Consider the following 20692-nt stretch of genomic DNA (forward strand, 5'->3'; position numbering starts at 1 on the left):
ACCTCAGGCCACTTGCGTTGCCTGTGCTTCTGTCAGAATTGTGTAAAGCGTCGTCGGCTCCGGGTTTGCGCGCAGCTTGGCACAGACCGATGCGTTGCGCAGCGTGCGCGATACCAGTGCCAATGCCTTTAGATGCTCAACACCAGCATTTTCGGGGGCAAAAAGCGCAAAGGCAATATCAACCGGCTGTCGGTCGACTGCGTTGAAATCAATCGGCTTGTCCAGCAACACGAACGCGCCAAGGACAGTTTCCAACCCTTCAAGACGTGCGTGTGGCAAGGCGACCCCGTGGCCCACACCTGTGGGGCCAAGGGATTCGCGCGTTTGCAAAGCTTCGACAACAGCGCCAGACTCCAGACCATATGCGTGAAACGCCAACTCCCCGATATCGTGGAGCAGACGCTTCTTGCTTGATGCGGACGTCAGAACCTTAACGGCCCCGGGCTTTAGGAGTGTCGCAAAATTCATTCTGCTGGCTCAATTCTGGTCCGCTTTTTCGCGATCCGTTGTGTCTAGGACGGGTCGATCCAGCCGATGTTTCCGTCATCACGACGGTACACAACGTTTACGCCTTCTTTACCCTCTTTACGAAACACGACGACAGGTGAGCCTGAAATTTCCATTTGCATAACCGCTTCTCCGACAGACAAGTTTGCGATCTTGGTCTGCATTTCGGCAATGATCATGGGTTGGAGGGTTTCGGGTTCCTGCGCATCTGAATCGCTTTCTGATGCGAGGATATACGAGGAAGCGCCGAAAAGTTCAACAGGCTCCGGGCGCTCTCTGTGGTGGTCCTTCAACCGTCGCTTGTAACGGCGAAGCTGTTTTTCCATCTTGGCTGCACAGGAGTCAAAAGAGCCATAAATATCAGTAGCATGAGCTTTTGCCGACGCGGTCAGACCGGTTGAAAGATGCACCGTCGCTTCGCAAACAAACTCATGGGCGGACTTGGAAAAGATGACATTCGCATCCGTCGGACGCTCTGCATATTTTTTGACTGCTTCGCCCAGTTCGGTTTTCACATGGGTCTGCAGGGCTTCGCCGATGTCGATCTGTTTGCCACTGATTTGGTACCGCATATAGTCTCCTTATTCATAACGTTCTGAACAGCGTCCATGACCGCGAAAAACGCGGTTTGGGGCGGGGTCAGATGCGGGTGAATGGCGATGCGTTCAGAATGAATGCCTTTGGCCCTTGGTTGAAAGGGTCAGGTAGGACAAACAAGGAACGTAGTGTCGCCATAACTCCATTGAGCGCCCGAAAGGCACCGATTGTCAAATGAATCTGGCAGAAAAATGTGCGAAAAATAGCCCAGCAAATTCATGAAAAATTAGGAGATACGAAAATTATCACCCAAATAGACACGCCGGACGTTCTCGTTCTGAACGACTTCGGACGGGGTGCCCGACATCAGAACCTTGCCTTCGTGCAGAATATAGGCGCGGTCCACGATCTCGAGTGTTTCGCGTACGTTATGGTCGGTAATAAGCACGCCGATTCCGCGTTTTTTCAGGTCTGCGACCAGATGCCGGATGTCATCGACCGATATCGGATCTACCCCGGCAAAGGGCTCATCAAGCAGCAGGTATTTCGGATCGGCGGCCAGACAGCGGGCGATCTCTACGCGGCGACGTTCCCCGCCCGAAAGGGCCAAGGCAGGTGCGCGGCGCAAATGTTCGATTGAAAACTCGGACAGCAGTGCCTCGAGGCGTTCACGCCGTTTGCGCGCGTCCGGCACGGAAATATCCAAGATCGCCGAGATGTTATCCTGAACGCTCAACCCACGAAAAATGCTCATTTCCTGAGGTAGATAGCCAATCCCCAACTGCGCACGACGGTACATGGGCAAGGACGTCACGTCTTTGCCGTCAATGGTGACAGTCCCGCCTTCGGGCATCACAAGGCCCGCCACGGCGTAGAATGTCGTCGTCTTGCCAGACCCGTTCGGCCCCAGCAGGGCGACAACCTCACCCCGATCAAGATGCATTGAAAAATCGCGAATGACCGTCTTTTTGCGATAGGATTTGCGCAGGTGTTCGATACGCAGGCCACTGCCACCCTGTTTAACAGTCAATTGTGGGGTCGACATCAGTTATTGCCACCGGGCTGCAAAACCGTTCTGACCCGGCCCGACATCTGCGCCGTACCGTCAGAAAGCTTGACGCTCATCGTGTCGGAGCTGAGCGCATTGCGGCCTTGAGCCAGCAAAACATTGCCAGACATCACGATTGTACCCTTGTCGATATCGTAATCTGCCCGCTCTGATTCGGCGGCATCAGGGCCGGATACCAGCGTAACGCCGCCCGTCGCCTCTAGCCGGGCAATGCCGTCGCCGTTGGCGCGGTACACGACCAGAACCCGCGATGCGGACAAACGCATTTCACCCTGTCCAATTAGCACATTTCCGGTGAAAATCGCGGTTCCTGTTGCCTGATCGACAGACAGGTTGTCAGCGGTCACTTCAACAGGAAGCCCGGTATCCTGGCGGATCGTTCCAAAGGCCACATTGGCCCCTTGGGCCGCAACCGACATGGCAGAGAACATCAAAAAAAGCGGCAGCAGAATGTATTTCACGCAAGTTACTCTATCAAAGGTTTCGGTTTATATATCAGCTTCACCCCATTTGTGAAAAACAATTGGGTCGCTTCGCCATTTTCTGGTTGCGATACTGTCATTGAACCGGCCTCGAGGATGCCTTCGGGTGCTGTGCCATACACACGCCCCGGAGATTCCAGATCAAGAGACGACAGGCCGGATGTCATATAGTCGCTGGTCATGCGATATCCGGTCGAAGTCATGATGATCACATCATTGGTCAGTTCGGCGATATTCTTGGCCAGATCAATCTCGGCCTGGCCGGATTGCAGACGATAGGATGCGCCTTGGGCCGTTTTGATCGTCAGACGGATGTTTTCGGCCTTGTTTGACCCGATTTTCCCGTCCGGCGTGGTCAATATATCAGCATAGAACGTCAGTTCGTCGCCCTGAGCCGTGGTACCGGTAAAAAAAGGTGCCGTAAGTTGCTGGTCGCGCAGTCTTTCCTGAATTTCCTTTTCAGCAAAGGGGATGGACTGACCGGGATCAATGGCGCGCGAAATCAGGAATAGTGTCGATAACAGCGCCAAAGCCATCAGCGGGAACAAGACCTTTAGCCAGGATACCAGTTTGGAGTAGCGGTCCCCCTGCATGATCCTTAGCCCAATCCGACGCGCAGGCAGTCGTGGATATGGATCAGCCCCGCAGGGACGTTTTTGCCGTTCGGTTCGACAACCAGCAGGCAGGTGATCTTGCGGGTGTTCATGATTCCCACGGCTTTTTCGGCCAGCGCATCGGGGGCGATTGTCACGGGCGCTGTCGTCATCACATCGCGCGTGGTCTTTGTCATCAGTCCGTCCAGATGGCGCCCCAAGTCGCCGCTGGTGATGATCCCGGCAAGGGTGCCGGCGGCGTCGGTAACGATCACCACACCGAATGATTTGCTGCTCATCATCATCAATGCGTCAGACATCGGCGCATCGTCTTTGACCATGGGCAGGGCATCGCCCGTATGCATCAGATCGGCCACACGGCTTAGCCGCGCGCCCAATTTGCCGCCGGGGTGAAATTCGCGGAAATGTTCCGCGGTAAACGACCGGTTTTCCATCAATGCAATCGCAACCGCATCGCCCATCGCAAGGGTCATGGTCGTGGATGTCGATGGCACAACGCCGGTGCCGCAGGCCTCGGCCAGTTGCGGCAGCAAAAGCACCACATCACATTGGGCACCAAGGCTGCTGCCCTCGCGGCTGGTGATCCCGATCAAGGGAATGGAAAAGCGCCGGGAATAGGCGATCAGATTGGCCAGCTCAGGGGCCTCGCCCGAGTTAGATATCGCCAGCACCACATCATCGCCCGTGATCATGCCCAGATCGCCGTGGCTTGCCTCGGCGGGGTGGACGAATTGGGCAGGCGTGCCGGTGCTGGCCAGCGTGGCCGCAATTTTCTTGGCGATATGGCCGGATTTGCCGATACCGGTAACAATCACGCGGCCACGGGTGGCGATCAGCAGGTCAATCGCCTGACGAAAGCGATCATCCAGACTGTCAGCCAAAGCCGTCAGCGCGTCAGCCTCGGTGCGGATGACCCGCCGGGCAGTATCAAGGAATGGGGTGCTCATACGTGTGCAAAAATATCCGTGTCGGGCCAGCCTGCCAGATCCAGTTGGGCTCGGGTGGGAAGAAAATCAAAACACGCTTGCGCGATCTCCATACGGTCTTCGCGCAGCAGCATCACATTCAGCGCGTCACGCAGCTTGTGCAGGTGCAAAACATCCGACGCGGCATAGTCGATCTGCGCTTTGGTCAGCTTTTCCGCGCCCCAGTCGCTGGATTGCTGCTGCTTGGAAATATCGACGCTCAGCAGTTCCTGACACAGCTTTGCCAGCCCGTGGCGGTCAGTATAGGTGCGCACAAGGCGGCTAGCGATCTTGGTGCAGTAGACCGGCGTGGCCTTGGCCCCGAACCGGTTCAGCATCGCGGCGATGTCGAAACGGCCAAAGTGAAACAGCTTGAGCACATCCGGATTTTCCAGCAATGCGCATAGATTGGGTGCCGTGGTCTGGTCCTTGGCGATCTGGATCAGATGCGCGTGGCCGTCGCCGCTTGACAGTTGCACAACGCACAGGCGGTCGCGATGCGGATGCAGGCCCATCGTCTCGCAATCAATCGCGACGATTGCACCCAGATCAAGCCCGTCCGGCAGGTCATTTTGGTAAACTTTATTTTTCATGCCTTCCCTATATCGCCCTCGCGCGGTTTGGGAAAGCGCCGCTTTTGAGCGCCGGTTAAGCGGCGGCAATCATCGACGGATCCGGCCGCGGATACTGCGCCAGCAGATCGGCAACCAGACCGTGAGATTTCAGCCCGACCCAGTCGTTTCGCATCAGCGGTTTCGGCAATGCAGGATGCTTGAGCGCCAAGCGCCGCCAGTTATGGACGATCAAACAGCGCAAGGTCGCGACTTGCAGCGGGCTTAGGGACTCGTGGGCGGGCAGATGCTGCGCCGCGTGTTCCAACGCCGCTTGCAGCTGGGCATAGGCTTGTTCAAGCGTTGCGGGTTCCAATTCGGTCTTGAGCCAATCGGGCGCAGTGTTTCCCGTGGTAACAAAGGCATCTTGCGGTGGTTCGATGTCAGACGGGCCCACATACACGCGGCCATTCACTTGGGTGAATCCGTTTAAATCATCCGCCTCAGCGGCGACACCGCTTAGCAACACCATCTGCCATCCCTGGCAAAGTTCATCTGGCGTTGCGTAAATACGTGCGCTTGCATCATCGGCCTGGCTGCGACCGTCAGGTGTCAGGCTGTGCCTGCTGATCCGCCCCTGCTTTTCCGATGCGATCCAATTGTCTTTGCGCAACCGGTGCAGCGCCACGCGCGCCGCTTCGGGGCGCACGTCCATTTCGGCCATGATTGCAGACAGTACCGGCCCGTCGATAATATCGCCCTTGCGTCGCGCAAGGTCGCCGAACAGGCTGATCATCAGCGACCAGACGCGCTGTCCGCCAAGTTGTTTTAGGGGGGTTATTGCATTTGTAAAATCGTCAGTAGGCATTCATCGTCAGCAGTTCATACTCGGCCACGGCGGCATCATCCTGATTGGTCAGGGTCACGTGCCAGCGTACCTCACCGTATTCATCATTACGAGGGGTCTTTGCCTTGACGCTAAGCCGGACCTTGATGCTGTCGCCGGCCTGCACCGGTGCCATGAAGCGCAGATTGTCCAAACCGGTGTTTGCCAGCACAGGTCCGGGATCGGGTTGCACGAACAGACCGGCGGCAAAGGACAGCAGCAGGTAACCGTGGGCAACACGACCGGGGAAGAACGGGTTCGCCTTGGCGGTGTCTTCGTCCATGTGGGCATAGAAGGTATCGCCAGTGAAGTGCGCAAAGGTTTCGATATCGTCCAGCGAAATGGTCCGGCTGGCTGAATTGAACGTCTCGCCCAGATCCAGATCACCAAAGACACGGGTGAACGGGTGGTCGCGGTCTGAAATCTCGGTTGCGCCGGGAACCCATTGTTTGCCGATGGCGGTCAGAATGTCGGGGCTGCCCTGAATGGCGGTGCGCTGCATGTAATGCATGACCCCGCGAATGCCGCCCAGTTCTTCGCCGCCGCCTGCACGGCCCGGCCCGCCATGCACCATGTGGGGCAGGGGGGCACCGTGGCCTGTCGCCTCGGCCATGGAATCGCGGTTGTTGAAGTACAGCCGCCCGTGAAAGGCACCTGCCCCCATTGCCATTTGCCGCGCGATATCTCCGTCGCGGGTGATGACCGAGGCGACAAGCGACCCTTTGCCCTTGTTCAGAAGTGCGATGGCGTGGTCGGTGTCGCGGTAGGGCATGATCGTTGAAACGGGCCCGAACGCTTCGGTATCGTGAACACGGATCGCGTTGTCAGGATCGGCGCAATGGAACAGCATCGGCGGGACAAAAGCGCCCTTTTCGCAGTCGGCCCCATCGACTGCAAAGCTGTCAGGGTCACCAAAGACCCGCTCGGCCTCGGCCCCGATCAGCGCGGCCTTTTCCAGCACGTCGCGGCGTTGCGATTGTGACACTAACGCGCCCATTTTCGTTGTTTCCAGCCGTGGATCACCGATGGTCACCTTGGCCAACCGTGCTGAGATCGCAGCGATCATCGCGTCGACATGCGGCTCAGGCACCATGATCCGGCGAATGGCCGTGCATTTCTGACCCGCTTTCGCAGTCATCTCGCGCTGGACCTCTTTGACGAACAGATCAAATTCGGGCGTGCCCGGCGCTGCATCAGACCCTAACACGGACGCATTCAGGCTGTCCTGCTCGGATGCGAACCGGACGGACCGTTCCAATAGCGCGGGATTGCTGCGCAGTTTGTTGGCAGTTTCGGCGGATCCGGTAAAGCTGACCACGTCCTGACAATCAAGGTGATCCAGCATATCGCCCAATCCCCCTGTCACCAGTTGGATAGCGCCATCTGGCAAGATGCCCGACTGGATCATCAGGCGAAAACACGCCTCGGTCACATAGCAGGTCGCGGTTGCGGGTTTTACGATCGCAGGGACACCGGCCAGCAGGGTCGGGGCCAGCTTTTCCAGCATTCCCCAGACGGGAAAGTTGAACGCGTTGATGTGGACGGCGACACCTTGCAGGGGTGTGCAAATATGGCGGCCCATGAACTGACCGGAACGGCCCAGTTGTTCGGGGGGGCCATCCAGAAATACCTGATCATCCGGCATCTCGCGGCGGCCCTTGGCGGCGTAGACCTGCATCGTGCCAATGCCGCCATCCACATCGATCATGTGGTCGGATTTGGTGCCGCCGGTGTCAAAGGACAGGTCATATAGGCTCTGTTTATGTTCTTTTAGATAGGTCGCCAGCGCCTTGAGCATCTTGGCTCGGTCATGAAACGTCAGCTTGCGCAGGGCCGGTCCGCCAACGTCATGGGCGTAAGCCAGCATGGCCTGAATATCCAAAGCGTCGTTGCCAGCGCGCGCGATCACATCGCCGGTAATGGCGCTCGCGATATTGCGGGAACCGGCCCCCGGATTGATCCACTGACCGGCGGCAAAGCTTTGAATATCGCGCATAATAAGTTCCCTAGTGATGGTCGTAGTCGATGGAAAGTTTGTCGCTGATCGGATAGCTTTGGCAGCTCAGACGATAGCCGCGTTCCACCTCGTAATCCTCCAAGGCGTGGTTCGACAGCATCTCTACCTCGCCTTCGGTGACCTTGCACATGCAGGTCGAACACACGCCCGCCTTGCAGGCAAACGGCGCATCAAGATTGTTTTCCAACGCAGCCTCAAGCACGGACTGGCCTTTGGTCATGGTGAAATTATGGGCCGCACCGTCAATGGTGACGGTCACTTGGGTCAGCGCCTGGTCTTCGCTGCGCTTGGCCATTTCCTGCTTGGCCAGTCGCCCTTGCTGACTTTCGCTGAACAGCTCGAACTTGATCTGATCAGGCTCTAACCCATGGGTTTTCAGGGATTCCGCAATGGCCAGCATCATCGGTTCCGGCCCGCAGATAAACGCGGTGTCGATGTTTTTGATGTCGATCCATGTTTCGAACAAGGCATCGCATTTGGCTTGATCGACGCGGCCGGTGAACAGGTCGATATCCTGACCGGATTCCAACATATGGATCACGCTCAGCCGCCCCATAAAACGGTTCTTGAGGTCTTCAAGCTCTTCGCGGAACATGATCGTGTTCACGGCGCGATTGGCATAGACCAGCGTAAAGGTGGATTGCGGTTCGCGTTTCAGTACGGTTTTCAGGATCGACAGCACCGGAGTGATGCCGGACCCGCCCGCAAAACCAAGGTAGTTCTTGGCGGTATCAGGCTCTAACTCGGTGAAAAACTTGCCCTGTGGCGGCATCGCGTGCAGCGTGTCGCCCACCTTGAGCGTTTCATTGGCAAAGGTCGAAAACGCCCCGCCGTCGACGCGCTTGATGCCGACCTGCAACACGCCATCGTCCAGACCGGCACAGATGGAATAATTGCGGCGTAGTTCGGTGCCGTCGAAATCCTGCTTGAACGTCAGGTACTGACCTTGCCTGAACGCAAAGGCATCCGCGTCTTCGGGCTTGAGCGTCAGCACCACAGCATCGCGGATTGTGTGGTGAATATCAGTGACTAATAAGGGGAGAAATTGGCTCATGGGTCAGATACACTTAAAATAATCGAAGGGTTCCAGGCAGTCGGTACAGCGCCATTGCGCCTTGCAAGGGGTCGAACCGAACTGGCTGATCTTTTCCACATCTGTGGATTTACAACGGGGGCAGTGCTGCGGCCCGCCCGCAGGCTGGGGCGGCGCGATGCCGTATTCTTCCAATTTGGCGCGGCCTGAATCCGTCATCCAATCTGACGTCCAGGCAGGCGAAAGTTGCCGTTTTAGGGTCAGTTTTTCGATGCCATGCCCGCGCAGGGCGGTTTCGATATCAAGGTTGATGATCGTGGTTGCAGGGCAGCCCGAATAGGTCGGCGTCACTGTCACCTCTAGCGTGTCATCTTGCCACTGAACATCCCGGATGATCCCCAGATCGGTAAGCGAGATGACTGGGATTTCGGGGTCTGGTACCGCGTGAAGCCAGCCCCAAACAGTCTCTAACGTGGGCTTTTCGACTACCATGTGGCATCCGGATAGGCGCGTTGCAGCCATTGCATTTGCGTCAGCATGTGACCCAGATGTTCGGTATGCCGCTTGCCGGATTTGCCGCCCTTGTGACCAAAGTCATCCTGCGGCTTGACCAGCGTGGCGGCGGTGAACACATCGTCCAGCAGCGCGTCAAATGCAGGGCGCAAGGATGCCGGATCGGGCGCAATGCCAGCATCTACCATAGCGGCGTCCACATCATCAGAAGTGAACATTTCCCCGACATAGGGCCATAATTTATCCAATGCGGCCTGCATCCGGTTGTGGCTTTCCTCGGTCCCGTCGCCCAGACCAACCACCGTGTCGGTGGCCCGTTCCAGATGGTAGGTGACTTCCTTGGAGGATTTTTCGGCGATGGCGGCAACCTGCGCATTGCTACTGCCCATCAGCGCCTTGAGCTGCAACAGGTGCCACGCATCAAACAGAAACTGCCGCATCATGGTCTGGCCGAAATCCCCGTTGGGTTGTTCGACCAACAGCAGATTGCGGAAATCCCAGACATCGCGGTGAAAGGCCAGTTTGTCAGCGTCACGACCTGCGCCTTCGACCTCTCCGGCCAGATCCAGCCACAGGGTCGTTTGCCCGATCAGATCCAGCGCGGTATTGGCAAGCGCGATGTCTTCCTCAAGCACGGGCGCGTGGCCGCACCATTCAGACACGCGGTGCCCCAAAACCAAGGTGTTGTCGCCCATCCGGCAGAGGTATTCAAACAGGTGATCGCTCACATTGCACCCACTTCGTCGGGGATATCAAAGAAAGTCGGGTGGCGATAAACCTTGTCATTCGCAGGCTCGTAAAGCGACCCTTTTTCCTCGGGCGAGGACGCGGCGATATCAGCGGCCTGAACGACCCAGATGCTGACGCCTTCGTTGCGGCGGGTATAGACGTCGCGCGCATTCTTGATCGCCATTTCCGCGTCGGGCGCATGCAGCGATCCGACATGGCGGTGGCTTAGCCCGTGTTGTCCACGGATAAAGATCTCATACAGGGGCCATTCATGTGTTGTATTGGTCATTTCAGTCTACTCCGCTGCCAGTTTTGCGGCGCGTTTTTTCGCCGCATGGGCCATCAGGCCATCGCGTACCCAAGCGCCGTCATCCCACGCCTTGTTGCGCGCTTCGAGCCGTTCGGTGTTGCAAGGACCGTTGCCCTTGAGCACGTCAAAGAATTCGTCCCAATCGGGCTGGGTAAAGTCGTAATGCCCGCGTTCCTCGTTCCATTTCAGATCGGGGTCAGGGACGGTCAGGCCCAGATATTCAGCCTGCGGGACGCATTCATCGACGAACTTCTGACGCAGCTCGTCATTGCTGTTCATCTTGATCTTCCACGCCATGGATTGCGCCGAATGGACCGAATTTTCATCTGACGGGCCGAACATCATCAACGCAGGCCCCCAAAAGCGGTTCAGCGCGTCCTGCGCCATCTTTTTCTGCGCTGCCGTGCCATTCGCCATCTTCATCATGATGTCGTAACCTTGGCGCTGGTGGAACGATTCCTCCTTGCAGATACGCACCATCGCGCGGGCATAGGGCCCGTAGGATGTGCGTTGCAATGGCACCTGGTTCATGATCGCGGCACCATCAACCAACCAGCCCACAGCACCCATATCTGCCCATGTTAGGGTCGGATAATTGAAGATGGAGGAGTATTTCATCTTGCCCGACAGCAAATCGCGCGTCAGTTGATCACGGGTCACCCCCAGCGTTTCTGCGGCACAATACAGATACAAACCGTGGCCTGCTTCGTCCTGCACCTTGGCCAGCAGGATCGCCTTGCGTTCCAGCGTGGGCGCGCGGGTGATCCAGTTGCCCTCGGGCAATTGGCCGACGATTTCAGAGTGCGCATGTTGGCCGATCTGCCGGATCAGGTTCTTGCGATACCCGTCCGGCATCCAGTCTTTCGGCTCTATCTTGCCGCCTGCATTGATCCGTTCCTGAAAGGCGCGCTCTTGCGGATCCATCTCTTCGAGAGATTTGACACCTTCGCCGGTGGATTTGATCATCTGTGCATACATCGTTCAGATCCTTTCAGGGGATTTACCAGTTAGCTTGCGCGTTCAAGAATGATGGCGACACCTTGGCCGACACCGACGCACATGGTGCACAGGGCATAGCGGCCGCCTGTGCGTTTCAGTTGCAACGCGGCAGTCATCACCAACCGTGCGCCCGACATGCCAAGCGGGTGACCAATGGCAATCGCGCCGCCATTTGCGTTCACATGTGGCGCGTCATCCGCAACCCCAAGGGCGCGCAATGTGGCGATGCCCTGGCTGGCGAATGCCTCGTTCAGTTCGATCACATCCATCTGGTCGATGGTCAGACCGGCGCGGGCCAGAACCTTTTGGCTGGCGGGCACCGGGCCAATGCCCATCACGCGCGGTTCGACACCGGCGGCCGAAATGCCGACGACGCGGGCAATCGGGGTCAGGCCGTGCAGATTGGCCGCCGCTTCGGACGCCATAAGCATTGCAGCGGCACCGTCATTGACGCCGGACGCATTGCCGGCTGTGACGGTCAGATCAGGGCCGTTGATAGGGCGCAGTTTTGTCAGCGCTTCCATCGACGTGCCGGGCCGCGGGTGTTCGTCGCGGTCAAACACAATCGGATCACCCTTGCGCTGCGGGATTGTCACAGGTGCGATTTCATCCGCGAAAATGCCAGCCTTGTCGGCGGCATCCCAACGGTCCTGGCTGCGCTTGGCAAACGCATCCTGATCGGCGCGGCTGATGTTATAGTCGGTGGCCACATTGTCACCGGTTTCGGGCATGGATTCGACGCCGTATTTTGATTTCATCTTGGGGTTCACAAACCGCCAACCGATGGTGGTGTCATAGACCGCATTGCCGCGCGAAAACGCGGTTTCGGCCTTGGGCATCACAAACGGCGCACGCGTCATGCTTTCAACGCCACCGGCAATGGCCAGATCCATATCGCCAGCCTTGATTGCACGGGCGGCGGCACCAACGGCATCCATGCCTGAGGCGCATAAACGGTTGATCGTGGCACCCGGAACATCGACAGGCAGGCCAGCCAGCAAGGCGGCCATCCGCGCGACGTTACGGTTGTCTTCGCCCGCCTGATTTGCGCAGCCAAAGATCACATCGTCCACCTTTGACCAGTCCAGATCGGGGTGGCGTGCCATCAGCGCAGCAATCGGCACTGCGGCCAGATCATCGGCCCGAACCGATGACAAAGCCCCACCAAAGCGGCCAATGGGCGTGCGCTGTGCGTCACAAATGTAAGCGTCCATGAAAGTCTCCCTTAGTTTGACGAACTTAGGGTTAGTCGTGATTCGCCGCAACTTAAATGTTACTTAAAAATTGGGTGATATAAATAACTGTAACACAATGTTCCGATAGCGCGGCCCCCAAATCCGTGTACCCTTTGTCAAAGCGTGAACCCTGGGGCGTGTGCGTCATTCACCTTGGCCGACAGGTTTCGCCTGCGCGTTGTCAACGAGTCTGCGATGCTTGCCCGCAAACATGGCCCCTTTAGGTGGACGGGCGGTGCCACATCATGGCGGCAGCATCTGGCGCTTGCGCACGCTGATCAACAATCCAACTGTCAAAAGGCCAAGGGCGGCAATGCTCAGCCAGCTCAGGTTTTCGCCCAGGATCAACGCACCTAAAATTCCGCCCACACCGGGGACAGCCGCAAGGATGGACGAGGTATTGCCGTTTCCGATCCTGCGCGAGGCGTGGGCGATGAACAGCAGCCCGATCAGGTTGGGCACAAACCCCTGATAAACGGCCTGTAACAAAAGCGGCCCCATCGGCGCGTCAGCAATGCCAGAGGGCAGCCACAGCGCCCAGACGGGCAGATAGAGCGCTGCATTCACGACGGTGCCGCAAAAGATGATCTGCATCGCCCCCAGCTGCCACCGCTCTGACAGGATCATGTAAAATGAAAAGAACACCGCCCCCACGATGAACAGCAGGTCGCCGATCCATGCTGTCTCGCTTCTGGTGGCGACCCCGTCCCAGGCCAGCACGACCGCAGACACGAGGATCAGCGCGGCCCCCAGCATCTGCCGCAGGCTGGGCTTTGCGCTGAAAAGGACCAGACCCAAAATGATGCCGACCAGCGGCAGTATCCCGTTCATGAAGATACCGCCATGTGCGGCAGGCGCAAAAAGGAAGCCGGAAAACACCGACAGGATATAGACAGGCCCCAGAATGAACGAGAGCACTGCAATCTGCGTCAGCGAAAGCCCCCGCCACGGTTTGTAATAAAGGCAAAGCGGTATCGCCACGATGGACGCCAGCCCGTAGCGCATCGCGGCCAGATCATACACTGTCAGGCCGCTGTTATTTGCGACACGGCTGACGATCAGCCAAAAGGACCAGACAAAGACGATCACCCAAGCGGCCGTATAGCCAGTGACCTGTGAGGGATTTCCGGTGGTCATCTGCGCTTTGCCATCCCAAAAAACGATGGGAAAATTCCCAGACCACCAGCAGTAGGACCAGTATCGGGGCAGGGCAAGAGAAAGCCAAAGGAATTGACCGAACATCACAGGTTGAGGGGCAGGGCGGGCGCACTGAGCCTTGCATCGTTGAAACTGCCTGCTTCTCCAGCCGGGGTTGCTGAATGCCCGCGCGTTGATTCTGGCGCGGATCTTCGCCGCCCGATTTCAAATCGCAAACGCCTGTTTGTCTGGGGTGAAACGGCTCGCGTGGGTCTGGATCATGCGCTCTTCGCTGATCCTTTGGTTGCAGGGGTGTGTCCTGATTGGTGGTTGACGTCGCCTGCGGCCCCAGGACACGCGCGGGCTGTTGGTTGGCGTTGACGCTAATTCAGCCACATTGCCCTACTCAAAGCCTTGCCGATTTGATCATTCGGCCCTACCTAGACAGACCTCGGAAACGTGTTGAAAGATCTTGAATTGCAAACACCATATTACCTGATCGACAAGGCGCGCCTGCTGCCGAACCTCGAGAAAATCGCCTGGCTGCGCGCGGAGTCCGGGGCGAAGTCGTTGTTGGCGCTCAAGTGTTTCGCGACGTGGTCGGTGTTTGATTTCATGGCGCAATACATGGACGGCTCAACGTCATCGTCCTTGTACGAAGTCCGCTTGGGGCACGAAAAGTTTCCCGGTGAAACCCACGCTTATTCAGTTGCTTATGCCGATCACGAGATCGCCGAAGTGCTGGAATGCTCCGACAAGATCATTTTCAACTCCATCGGTCAGCTGACCAAATTTGCTGATGCGTCGCAGGGCCATATCAGGGGGCTTCGGGTCAATCCCGGGGTATCCACTTCCGAATTCGATCTGGCCGATCCCGCGCGCCCGTTCAGCCGGCTTGGCGAACATGATCCCGACCGGATTGCCGCCGTCGCGGACCAGATCAGCGGGCTGATGTTCCACAACAATTGCGAAAACGACAGTTTTGAACGGTTTGACGAGATGCTGACCTTGATCGAGGATCGGTTTGGCGCGGTGATACGTGATATGGACTGGATCAGTCTGGGCGGCGGCATCCATTTTACCGGCGCGGATTACCCGCTTGACCGCTTGGCCGCGCGGCTGAAAGCTTTTGCGCAGACCTATGGCGTTCAGGTCTATCTGGAACCGGGCGAGGCCGCGATCACAGGGGCCGCAACGCTTGAGGTGACCGTGCTGGACACCATGTACAACGGCAAGAACCTTGCCATCGTCGACAGTTCGATCGAGGCGCATATGCTGGATCTGCTGATCTACCGCGAGCCCGCGAAAATCAGCCCGAACACCGGCGATCATGAATGGATGATCTGCGGGAAATCCTGCCTTGCGGGCGATATCTTTGGCGAATTCCGCTTTGATGCGCCGTTGAAGGCCGGGGACCGGCTTTCGTTTCAGGACGCCGCAGGCTATACAATGGTCAAGAAAAACTGGTTCAACGGGGTCAAGATGCCGGGCATCGCGATCCGTGAACTGGATGGCACGACGCGCTTGGTACGCGATTTTGATTACGATGATTTCGCCGCGGCCCTGTCGTAAAACTGCTCACACGAACGCAACAACAAAAGAGGTCTTTTGGATACATGAAACGCAATGTTCTTATCATTGGCGCTGGTGGCGTCGCACAGGTCGTGGCGCATAAATGCGCGCAAAATAACGATGTTCTGGGCGATCTTCATATTGCCAGCCGGACAGTCGCGAAATGCGAGGCGATCATCCAAAGCGTGCATGATAAGGCTGCGATGAAACAGGACGGCGTGTTCAAAGCGCATGAGGTCGACGGCATGGACAGTGACGCGGTCGCTGCCCTGATCACCAAGACCGGTGCCCAGATCGTGATCAACGTAGGGTCGCCTTTCGTCAACATGACCGTGCTCGAGGCGTGCATCCAGACCGGTGCCGCCTATATTGACACCGCCATTCACGAAGACCCCGCCAAGATTTGCGAAACGCCCCCATGGTACGGAAATTACGAATGGAAGCGTCGCGACGATTGCGCAAAGGCTGGCGTGACGGCGATTTTGGGTGCCGGTTTTGATCCCGGCATGGTGAATGCCTTTGCGCGTTTCGCGGTGGATGAATTCATGGACGAGGTCACGTCGATCGACATCGTTGACATCAATGCGGGCAACCACGGCAAGTATTTTTCAACCAACTTCGATCCCGAGATCAACTTTCGCGAATTTACCGGCACGGTCTACAGCTGGCAGAACGGGGCGTGGCAGGAGAACAAGATGTTCGAGGTCGGCCGCGAATGGGATCTGCCCGTCGTCGGCAAGCAAAAGGCTTATATGTCCGGCCATGACGAGGTTCATTCGCTGGCGGCCAACTATCCGCAGGCCGATGTCCGGTTCTGGATGGGCTTTGGCGACCACTACATCAACGTCTTTACCGTGTTGCAAAACCTCGGGCTGTTGTCCGAGCAGCCTGTCGTCACAGCCGAAGGGCTTGAGGTCGTGCCGCTGAAACTGGTCAAGGCCGTGTTGCCTGACCCGTCCAGTCTTGCGCCGAACTACACCGGCAAGACCTGCATCGGTGATCTGGTAAAAGGCACCAAGGATGGCAAGGAGGTCGAGGTGTTCGTCTATAACGTCGCCGATCACAAGGACGCCTTTAACGAGGTCGGCAGCCAGGGCATTTCCTACACTGCGGGCGTACCTCCGGTGGCGGTCGCGATGTTGATCGCGGATGGCACCTACGACAAGGGTGTGATGCTGAACGTCGAAGAGCTGGACCCCAAGCCGCTGTTCACCTTGCTTGATGACATTGGTCTTCCGACACGGGTGAAAGACGCCAAAGGGGACCGGGAATGGCATCTCGCTTAGGCTCAGGCGTCACTGTCACGGTTTGGGCCCGTTTGCTTAATGACAACAAACATTGCGGGTAACATCGCGCTCGGCGGTCTGGTGCAACCGGACCGTCGCCAGCGACCCGTGATGAGAAATCTACGGCCGACACCAAGAACTATTACGCGTGTGTGTATGCCAAGGTTTGCGAACTGGATTTTTCCGATAGCGGTGGAAATCTAGACCCATGGATATGAATCAACATATCTCTAAATGCATCTGCCGATATTTATGGGGCGATGAATACAAGCAGCGCTGAGAGGATAACGCGGTCTAAAAATTTCCCCCAGTCATAAATTCTTTTCAATCAAAGAACTTACTCTGTTTAAATGGTGCCCAGAAGAGGCAAACAGGAGGGAAGTAAGGTTTTTCCTCTTCGGGCAAATGAACCCAAGTATTTAAGGAGAAATCGCTCCATCCGACCTCGGATGGGGATCCTTAAAGCCGACCCCAGTGTGGGGCAGAATGTGGGGCAGATCCTTTGTCATCAAGTACCGCCGAATACCTCGACCAGCGAGGCAAGACCTACTACATCCGCATGCGCGTCCCGGCAGAATTCGCGGACGTCGAGCCGCTTCCTGAGATCAACAGGTCCCTGAAGACACGCGACAGAATTGAGGCTGAAGCTCAGTGTTCGATCATGCGGGCGGCACTCTTCAATGACTGGAGGGCGCGACGTGCCGGCAAGGCAGCTGACACCCGCGCGATCTTCGATACGTCGATCGAGCTGCTCAAGGGCTGGGGCCTGACATTTAGCCCGATGGATGACCTGCTCAAAGGACCTATAGAGGAGCTCCTCTCGCGAATCGAGGCCATCGCCAACGTCGACCCAAATTCGGCGGCGGTTCCTGCGGCCTTAGGTTCCATCGACCTCCCAGATGCCTCGCTCGACGAGATGTCAAAGCGCATGCCTGTCCTGAAGGAGGCTGACATCCGTGCCAAGAATGCCCGCCAGCACCGTGAATGGTGCGGAAACTACAAGCGCGCGGCCAAGGACTTCACGGCGCAGATCGGGATGCGGACCATCCTCACGATCTCTGAACAGGACGCGGCCGACTATGAGGACTTCTGGAAGCGGCGCGCCAGAACCGGCGAGGTGACCACGAACTATGGAAACAAGCAGATCAGATACGTGCGCCAGATGATCGACGCGCATTACGACGACATCCGGCTGCCGAAAAGCAAGCGCACCAACGTTTTCAAGGGTATGCGCGTAGAGAAGCTCTCCTACGACCCTTCCGATGACGAGCGGAAGAAGCTTGTGCTACCCGAGAAATGGGTTCGGCAGAGCCTGATCAGAGACAGAGTGCTCGAAGGCTTGAATCAAGAGGCTTCGGACATCGCTATCATTGCAGCCATATGCGGCTGCCGCGCGTCCGAAATCTACGATCTTCCAGAAGAGGACATCCATCTGGAGGATCCGATTCCGCACATCATGCTGAGGGTGGTGCTGGAGGGAGAGAACCGGCGCGAACTGAAGAGACAGTCTGCGGCCCGTGCGATCGTGTTGCTTGGACCGGCTCTCGAAGCCATGCGGAGGTACCCCATGGGCTTCGCAAAGTATCGCGGTAAGGCGTCCTACTCGGGAGCCGTGAACGGGTTCCTCCGTGAGAATGGCCTCTTCCCTTCGCTGCCCGATGGTCAGACCGGCCGCTACGTCATCAGCGGTACACGCCACACGTTTGAAGACCGGATGAAGAAAGCAGGCTTGCCTAACGAGGAAAGAGCATACCTCATGGGGCACTCGATCGGCAGAGTGCGAGGGCGTCCCGTCTACGGGAGTGAGTTGGACCTACGCACGCGCGCCCTGCTCCAGGAGATCGTTGGTATCGAGGGAGATGGCTGGGAACCACGTCCGAGAGCCGAACTCTGGGCGAAGATTGACCAGTTGCTCGAGGAAGAGGGTCACCGGTTGCGATAGAATTGGCCTTTGTTGTGAAATGGGTTTCTGGCGGCGTAAATGGGGCAGGGTGCGCGACCTTCCAAAAACAACTGTTCTTGGAAACGTCCCACATACCTTTGTTCTGATAAGCAGGCGCTGTAAACATAGTCCCTGACTATTCCATCTCGGACGATCACTTAGACCCTCACCGTACTTCATTTTTCATGGCAAGATCGGTTTTAGATGACATCCATAAGAACGCCAAATACTGATTAAACTTCAGAGCCAGGCGACGACAACGCACAAGGTGCAGGCGGAAATACAAGCGAGTGATGAGCCTGCTTGGGTTCTGGCGGAGCGGTACGGCATAACAGAACAGACTGTGTGGAAATGGCGCAAGCGAGATAGTGTCGCGCCAGCCCTTTGCTGTAAATGATGCAAATGGCGTGGCGCGGTCATACCACAAAGGGACGCAGACGACGTGAAGCTGCCAAAGAATTTTTCGGGAGCTTAATTGGGATCTGTTTCTCGGAGCTTGTCTATGTCTGGTAGGCGTACTTTTCCGACTTTCGCGGCAACCGCGAAATTGGATTGGCCTAAAAAGCCAGCGCCGACACCAAGGGCGGAGAGCAGCCGTTCGCTGCGTGTTGCACCAAGGTCCGTTGTGCGGACATACCTGCCATTCTTTGGACCCAAGGCAATGGCGGCTTCGAAGTCGCTGGCAGACTGGCATGTTTCGATAGGGCAAATGTTGATAGCTTCCAGTTCCCGTGCGTTATCGTCGGGGCGGAAGCCGACCCCATAGCCGTCGCCGTTAAGCTGATTGGTAGTTGACCAAAGCAGTCTCTTTTTTATCTTCATCAGCGCGATACTGCGAGCTTGGTTGTATAGAAGCACGGGCTTGGAGGCCGCGTTGGTTCAGTCAGTCCAAAGCCACTGACACATAGACCTCGATTCCAAGTTTCTCAGCCAAGACCTGCGCAGCCGCCCGGCAGACTACCTCGACATAGTCGATGTTTCCGGAGCCGTGGGGACCTGGGTAATTGAGCCAGACCTCGCCGTCGAAAGGCCCTGACGCCTGTTTGGACGCGAGCAGGTACTGGACGATAGGACTTGTGACGTCAGTAGTGGCGGCGTGGGCGAAGCCGAAGCTGGCCGAGGCATTGCCATGTTTCGCGTTGAAGGCGGCACCAGCCTGCTCGCCGGCCGTCTTCGCCGCGGCGAAAGCGTCTGCGACAATCTTGGCCGCGTTTTTAGGAGGGCGGGCGATGGTTATAGACCTCAACAGTTGGGCCTCTTCTAAACCTTCTATCGTCTGAGCATTGAGTTCATGATTCTTCTCGACAGCTTTGATGACTTCCTCGAGCACGATTATCCGCGATCGTTCGATCACTTGTCTGTCGAAGGGTGAGCCGTAGTTGTTCGAGCCGGCGAGATGAAATCCGGTCAGGAGTTCGTTGATCTCCTTGGCCTCGTCCGCCGTCCACACGATGATGCAAACGCGCGAGAGCGGCCGTCCCTCCTTGGGACCCTTGAACAGAGGCAGGGCGGGCGCAGGGCCGTAAATGCCATTATAGTATTGGACCCAGATATTATCGACTTCGTCGTCGCAGGCTACCCAGCGCCATTCCCGCTCATGGCTCCAGTCGATAGGGCGGGTCGCACCGCCCGGATTATGCGCGATGAAACGGAACTGTTCTCGGACTGGTAGGATCGCCTCATCGATGATCCTACAGGTGGGATCATTTCGACTGTATTTGACGTTATCAGTCGACAGCCCGTAGATAGCTGGACGTCCGCCTGCTGCATAGAACTCTGACTTCAGGAACGATATGCCGTAGGCTGAGACGTTGCCGGCTTCCGCACGCTCGCGCGCATAAGTTGCGAAGGCATAGAGCGGCATCTCTGTTGCACAAACCGCCGGCTGTCCGCCGTATATCGTGGTGCGTCCCTTGCGAAACGAATAGCCGGGCATAAGACCGCCCAGGCGAATGATTGCAGTGAGCACTTGAAATGCACCCGCATCGGCCTCAAGCTCGCCGCCCGCGAAGTATCCATACTCGTCTTCGTCTTCACCGGGGAAATCTTGCTCCGGCAAGCGATTTCGCACGAAATGTGTGACCCAGGCCGTATGATCATGCCTTCGAAGTGCCTGTGCCAAGCGCGCTCTCCTGTCATTGCCGCTCGTGCGGTCCATTCAACTGTCGCAATGATAGTGCTTGGCTGGTTGGCTGCAAAGCGCTAATCAGTTTGCCCTGATGCTGTAGACGGACCCTGCACCGGCGTAGCGTAAGATGATTTTACCGTTGAGCCAGGTCTAAGGAGTACTGTTGGATGTCACTTAAAA

At 57.2% G+C, this 20692-nt stretch carries 21 protein-coding genes and 1 pseudogene; 4 read left to right on the plus strand and 18 right to left on the minus strand.

Annotated features, from left to right (window positions below; all coding sequences use genetic code 11):
• Positions 1-3: 3 nt before the first annotated feature.
• From HGT1_RS13200 to HGT1_RS13275, 16 genes are all read right to left on the minus strand, one after another.
• Positions 4-468, minus strand: a complete 465-nt coding sequence (locus HGT1_RS13200) for a PTS sugar transporter subunit IIA (RefSeq protein ID WP_176250418.1) — start codon at positions 466-468, stop codon at positions 4-6.
• Between the two features lie 44 nt (positions 469-512).
• On the minus strand, positions 513-1079 hold the full coding sequence (gene hpf / locus HGT1_RS13205) for a ribosome hibernation-promoting factor, HPF/YfiA family (protein WP_176250419.1): 567 nt from the start codon (positions 1077-1079) through the stop codon (positions 513-515).
• Positions 1080-1330: 251 nt separating this feature from the next.
• Positions 1331-2089, minus strand: coding sequence for an LPS export ABC transporter ATP-binding protein (lptB, locus tag HGT1_RS13210; protein ID WP_176250420.1), 759 nt, complete (start codon positions 2087-2089; stop codon positions 1331-1333).
• A complete protein-coding gene (gene lptA / locus HGT1_RS13215) occupies positions 2089-2544 on the minus strand; it encodes a lipopolysaccharide transport periplasmic protein LptA (RefSeq protein ID WP_176250451.1) in 456 nt (151 codons plus the stop codon). Before lptA ends, lptB begins: the two co-directional genes overlap by 1 nt.
• 35 nt (positions 2545-2579) lie before the next feature.
• Positions 2580-3188 (minus strand): LPS export ABC transporter periplasmic protein LptC, encoded by a 609-nt coding sequence (lptC, locus tag HGT1_RS13220; RefSeq protein WP_176250421.1) that lies wholly within the window; start codon positions 3186-3188, stop codon positions 2580-2582.
• A 5-nt stretch (positions 3189-3193) separates the two neighbouring features.
• Positions 3194-4156 (minus strand): SIS domain-containing protein, encoded by a 963-nt coding sequence (locus tag HGT1_RS13225; protein WP_176250422.1) that lies wholly within the window; start codon positions 4154-4156, stop codon positions 3194-3196.
• On the minus strand, positions 4153-4767 hold the full coding sequence (locus HGT1_RS13230; RefSeq protein ID WP_176250423.1) for a ribonuclease D: 615 nt from the start codon (positions 4765-4767) through the stop codon (positions 4153-4155). The genes HGT1_RS13225 and HGT1_RS13230 overlap by 4 nt, the downstream gene beginning before the upstream one ends.
• Positions 4768-4822: 55 nt before the next feature.
• Positions 4823-5593 (minus strand): PaaX family transcriptional regulator C-terminal domain-containing protein, encoded by a 771-nt coding sequence (locus tag HGT1_RS13235; RefSeq protein ID WP_176250424.1) that lies wholly within the window; start codon positions 5591-5593, stop codon positions 4823-4825.
• On the minus strand, positions 5583-7607 hold the full coding sequence (paaZ, locus tag HGT1_RS13240; protein WP_176250425.1) for a phenylacetic acid degradation bifunctional protein PaaZ: 2025 nt from the start codon (positions 7605-7607) through the stop codon (positions 5583-5585). The genes HGT1_RS13235 and paaZ overlap by 11 nt, the downstream gene beginning before the upstream one ends.
• Positions 7608-7617: 10 nt before the next feature.
• On the minus strand, positions 7618-8682 hold the full coding sequence (locus HGT1_RS13245; protein WP_176250426.1) for a ferredoxin--NADP reductase: 1065 nt from the start codon (positions 8680-8682) through the stop codon (positions 7618-7620).
• A 3-nt stretch (positions 8683-8685) separates the two neighbouring features.
• Complete coding sequence (paaD, locus tag HGT1_RS13250) at positions 8686-9153, minus strand: 1,2-phenylacetyl-CoA epoxidase subunit PaaD (RefSeq protein WP_176250427.1); 468 nt, start codon at positions 9151-9153, stop codon at positions 8686-8688.
• On the minus strand, positions 9147-9869 hold the full coding sequence (gene paaC / locus HGT1_RS13255) for a 1,2-phenylacetyl-CoA epoxidase subunit PaaC (protein WP_176250452.1): 723 nt from the start codon (positions 9867-9869) through the stop codon (positions 9147-9149). Before paaC ends, paaD begins: the two co-directional genes overlap by 7 nt.
• A 29-nt stretch (positions 9870-9898) precedes the next feature.
• Positions 9899-10192 carry a 1,2-phenylacetyl-CoA epoxidase subunit PaaB gene (paaB, locus tag HGT1_RS13260; protein ID WP_176250428.1) on the minus strand — a complete coding sequence of 98 codons (294 nt, stop codon included), beginning with the start codon at positions 10190-10192 and terminating at the stop codon, positions 9899-9901.
• A 6-nt stretch (positions 10193-10198) separates the two neighbouring features.
• On the minus strand, positions 10199-11191 hold the full coding sequence (paaA, locus tag HGT1_RS13265) for a 1,2-phenylacetyl-CoA epoxidase subunit PaaA (protein ID WP_176250429.1): 993 nt from the start codon (positions 11189-11191) through the stop codon (positions 10199-10201).
• A 29-nt stretch (positions 11192-11220) separates the two neighbouring features.
• The gene (gene pcaF, locus HGT1_RS13270) at positions 11221-12426 is read right to left on the minus strand and encodes a 3-oxoadipyl-CoA thiolase (protein WP_176250430.1); all 1206 of its coding nucleotides are present in this window, start codon (positions 12424-12426) and stop codon (positions 11221-11223) included.
• A gap of 264 nt (positions 12427-12690) precedes the next feature.
• A complete protein-coding gene (locus tag HGT1_RS13275) occupies positions 12691-13584 on the minus strand; it encodes a DMT family transporter (protein ID WP_176250431.1) in 894 nt (297 codons plus the stop codon).
• Between the two features lie 477 nt (positions 13585-14061).
• Between HGT1_RS13275 and HGT1_RS13280 the strand changes: the two genes are divergently transcribed.
• From HGT1_RS13280 to HGT1_RS18345, 4 genes and pseudogenes are all read left to right on the plus strand, one after another.
• The gene (locus tag HGT1_RS13280) at positions 14062-15156 is read left to right on the plus strand and encodes a carboxynorspermidine decarboxylase (protein ID WP_176250432.1); all 1095 of its coding nucleotides are present in this window, start codon (positions 14062-14064) and stop codon (positions 15154-15156) included.
• 44 nt (positions 15157-15200) lie between these two features.
• The gene (locus HGT1_RS13285; protein WP_176250433.1) at positions 15201-16442 is read left to right on the plus strand and encodes a saccharopine dehydrogenase family protein; all 1242 of its coding nucleotides are present in this window, start codon (positions 15201-15203) and stop codon (positions 16440-16442) included.
• 502 nt (positions 16443-16944) lie between these two features.
• Positions 16945-18384, plus strand: a complete 1440-nt coding sequence (locus tag HGT1_RS13290; protein ID WP_176250434.1) for a DUF6538 domain-containing protein — start codon at positions 16945-16947, stop codon at positions 18382-18384.
• A 226-nt stretch (positions 18385-18610) separates the two neighbouring features.
• Positions 18611-18751, plus strand: a pseudogene (locus HGT1_RS18345) (IS481 family transposase); the annotation flags it as partial.
• A gap of 104 nt (positions 18752-18855) precedes the next feature.
• Here HGT1_RS18345 and HGT1_RS13295 read toward each other — a convergent pair.
• Together HGT1_RS13295 and HGT1_RS13300 are read right to left on the minus strand one after the other, a co-directional pair.
• Positions 18856-19206 (minus strand): hypothetical protein, encoded by a 351-nt coding sequence (locus HGT1_RS13295; RefSeq protein ID WP_176250435.1) that lies wholly within the window; start codon positions 19204-19206, stop codon positions 18856-18858.
• Between the two features lie 61 nt (positions 19207-19267).
• Complete coding sequence (locus tag HGT1_RS13300; protein ID WP_176250436.1) at positions 19268-20506, minus strand: hypothetical protein; 1239 nt, start codon at positions 20504-20506, stop codon at positions 19268-19270.
• Positions 20507-20692 lie beyond the last annotated feature (186 nt).

Origin of the sequence: Sulfitobacter sp. HGT1, assembly GCF_013282155.1 — a bacterium.
Classification (GTDB): domain Bacteria; phylum Pseudomonadota; class Alphaproteobacteria; order Rhodobacterales; family Rhodobacteraceae; genus Sulfitobacter.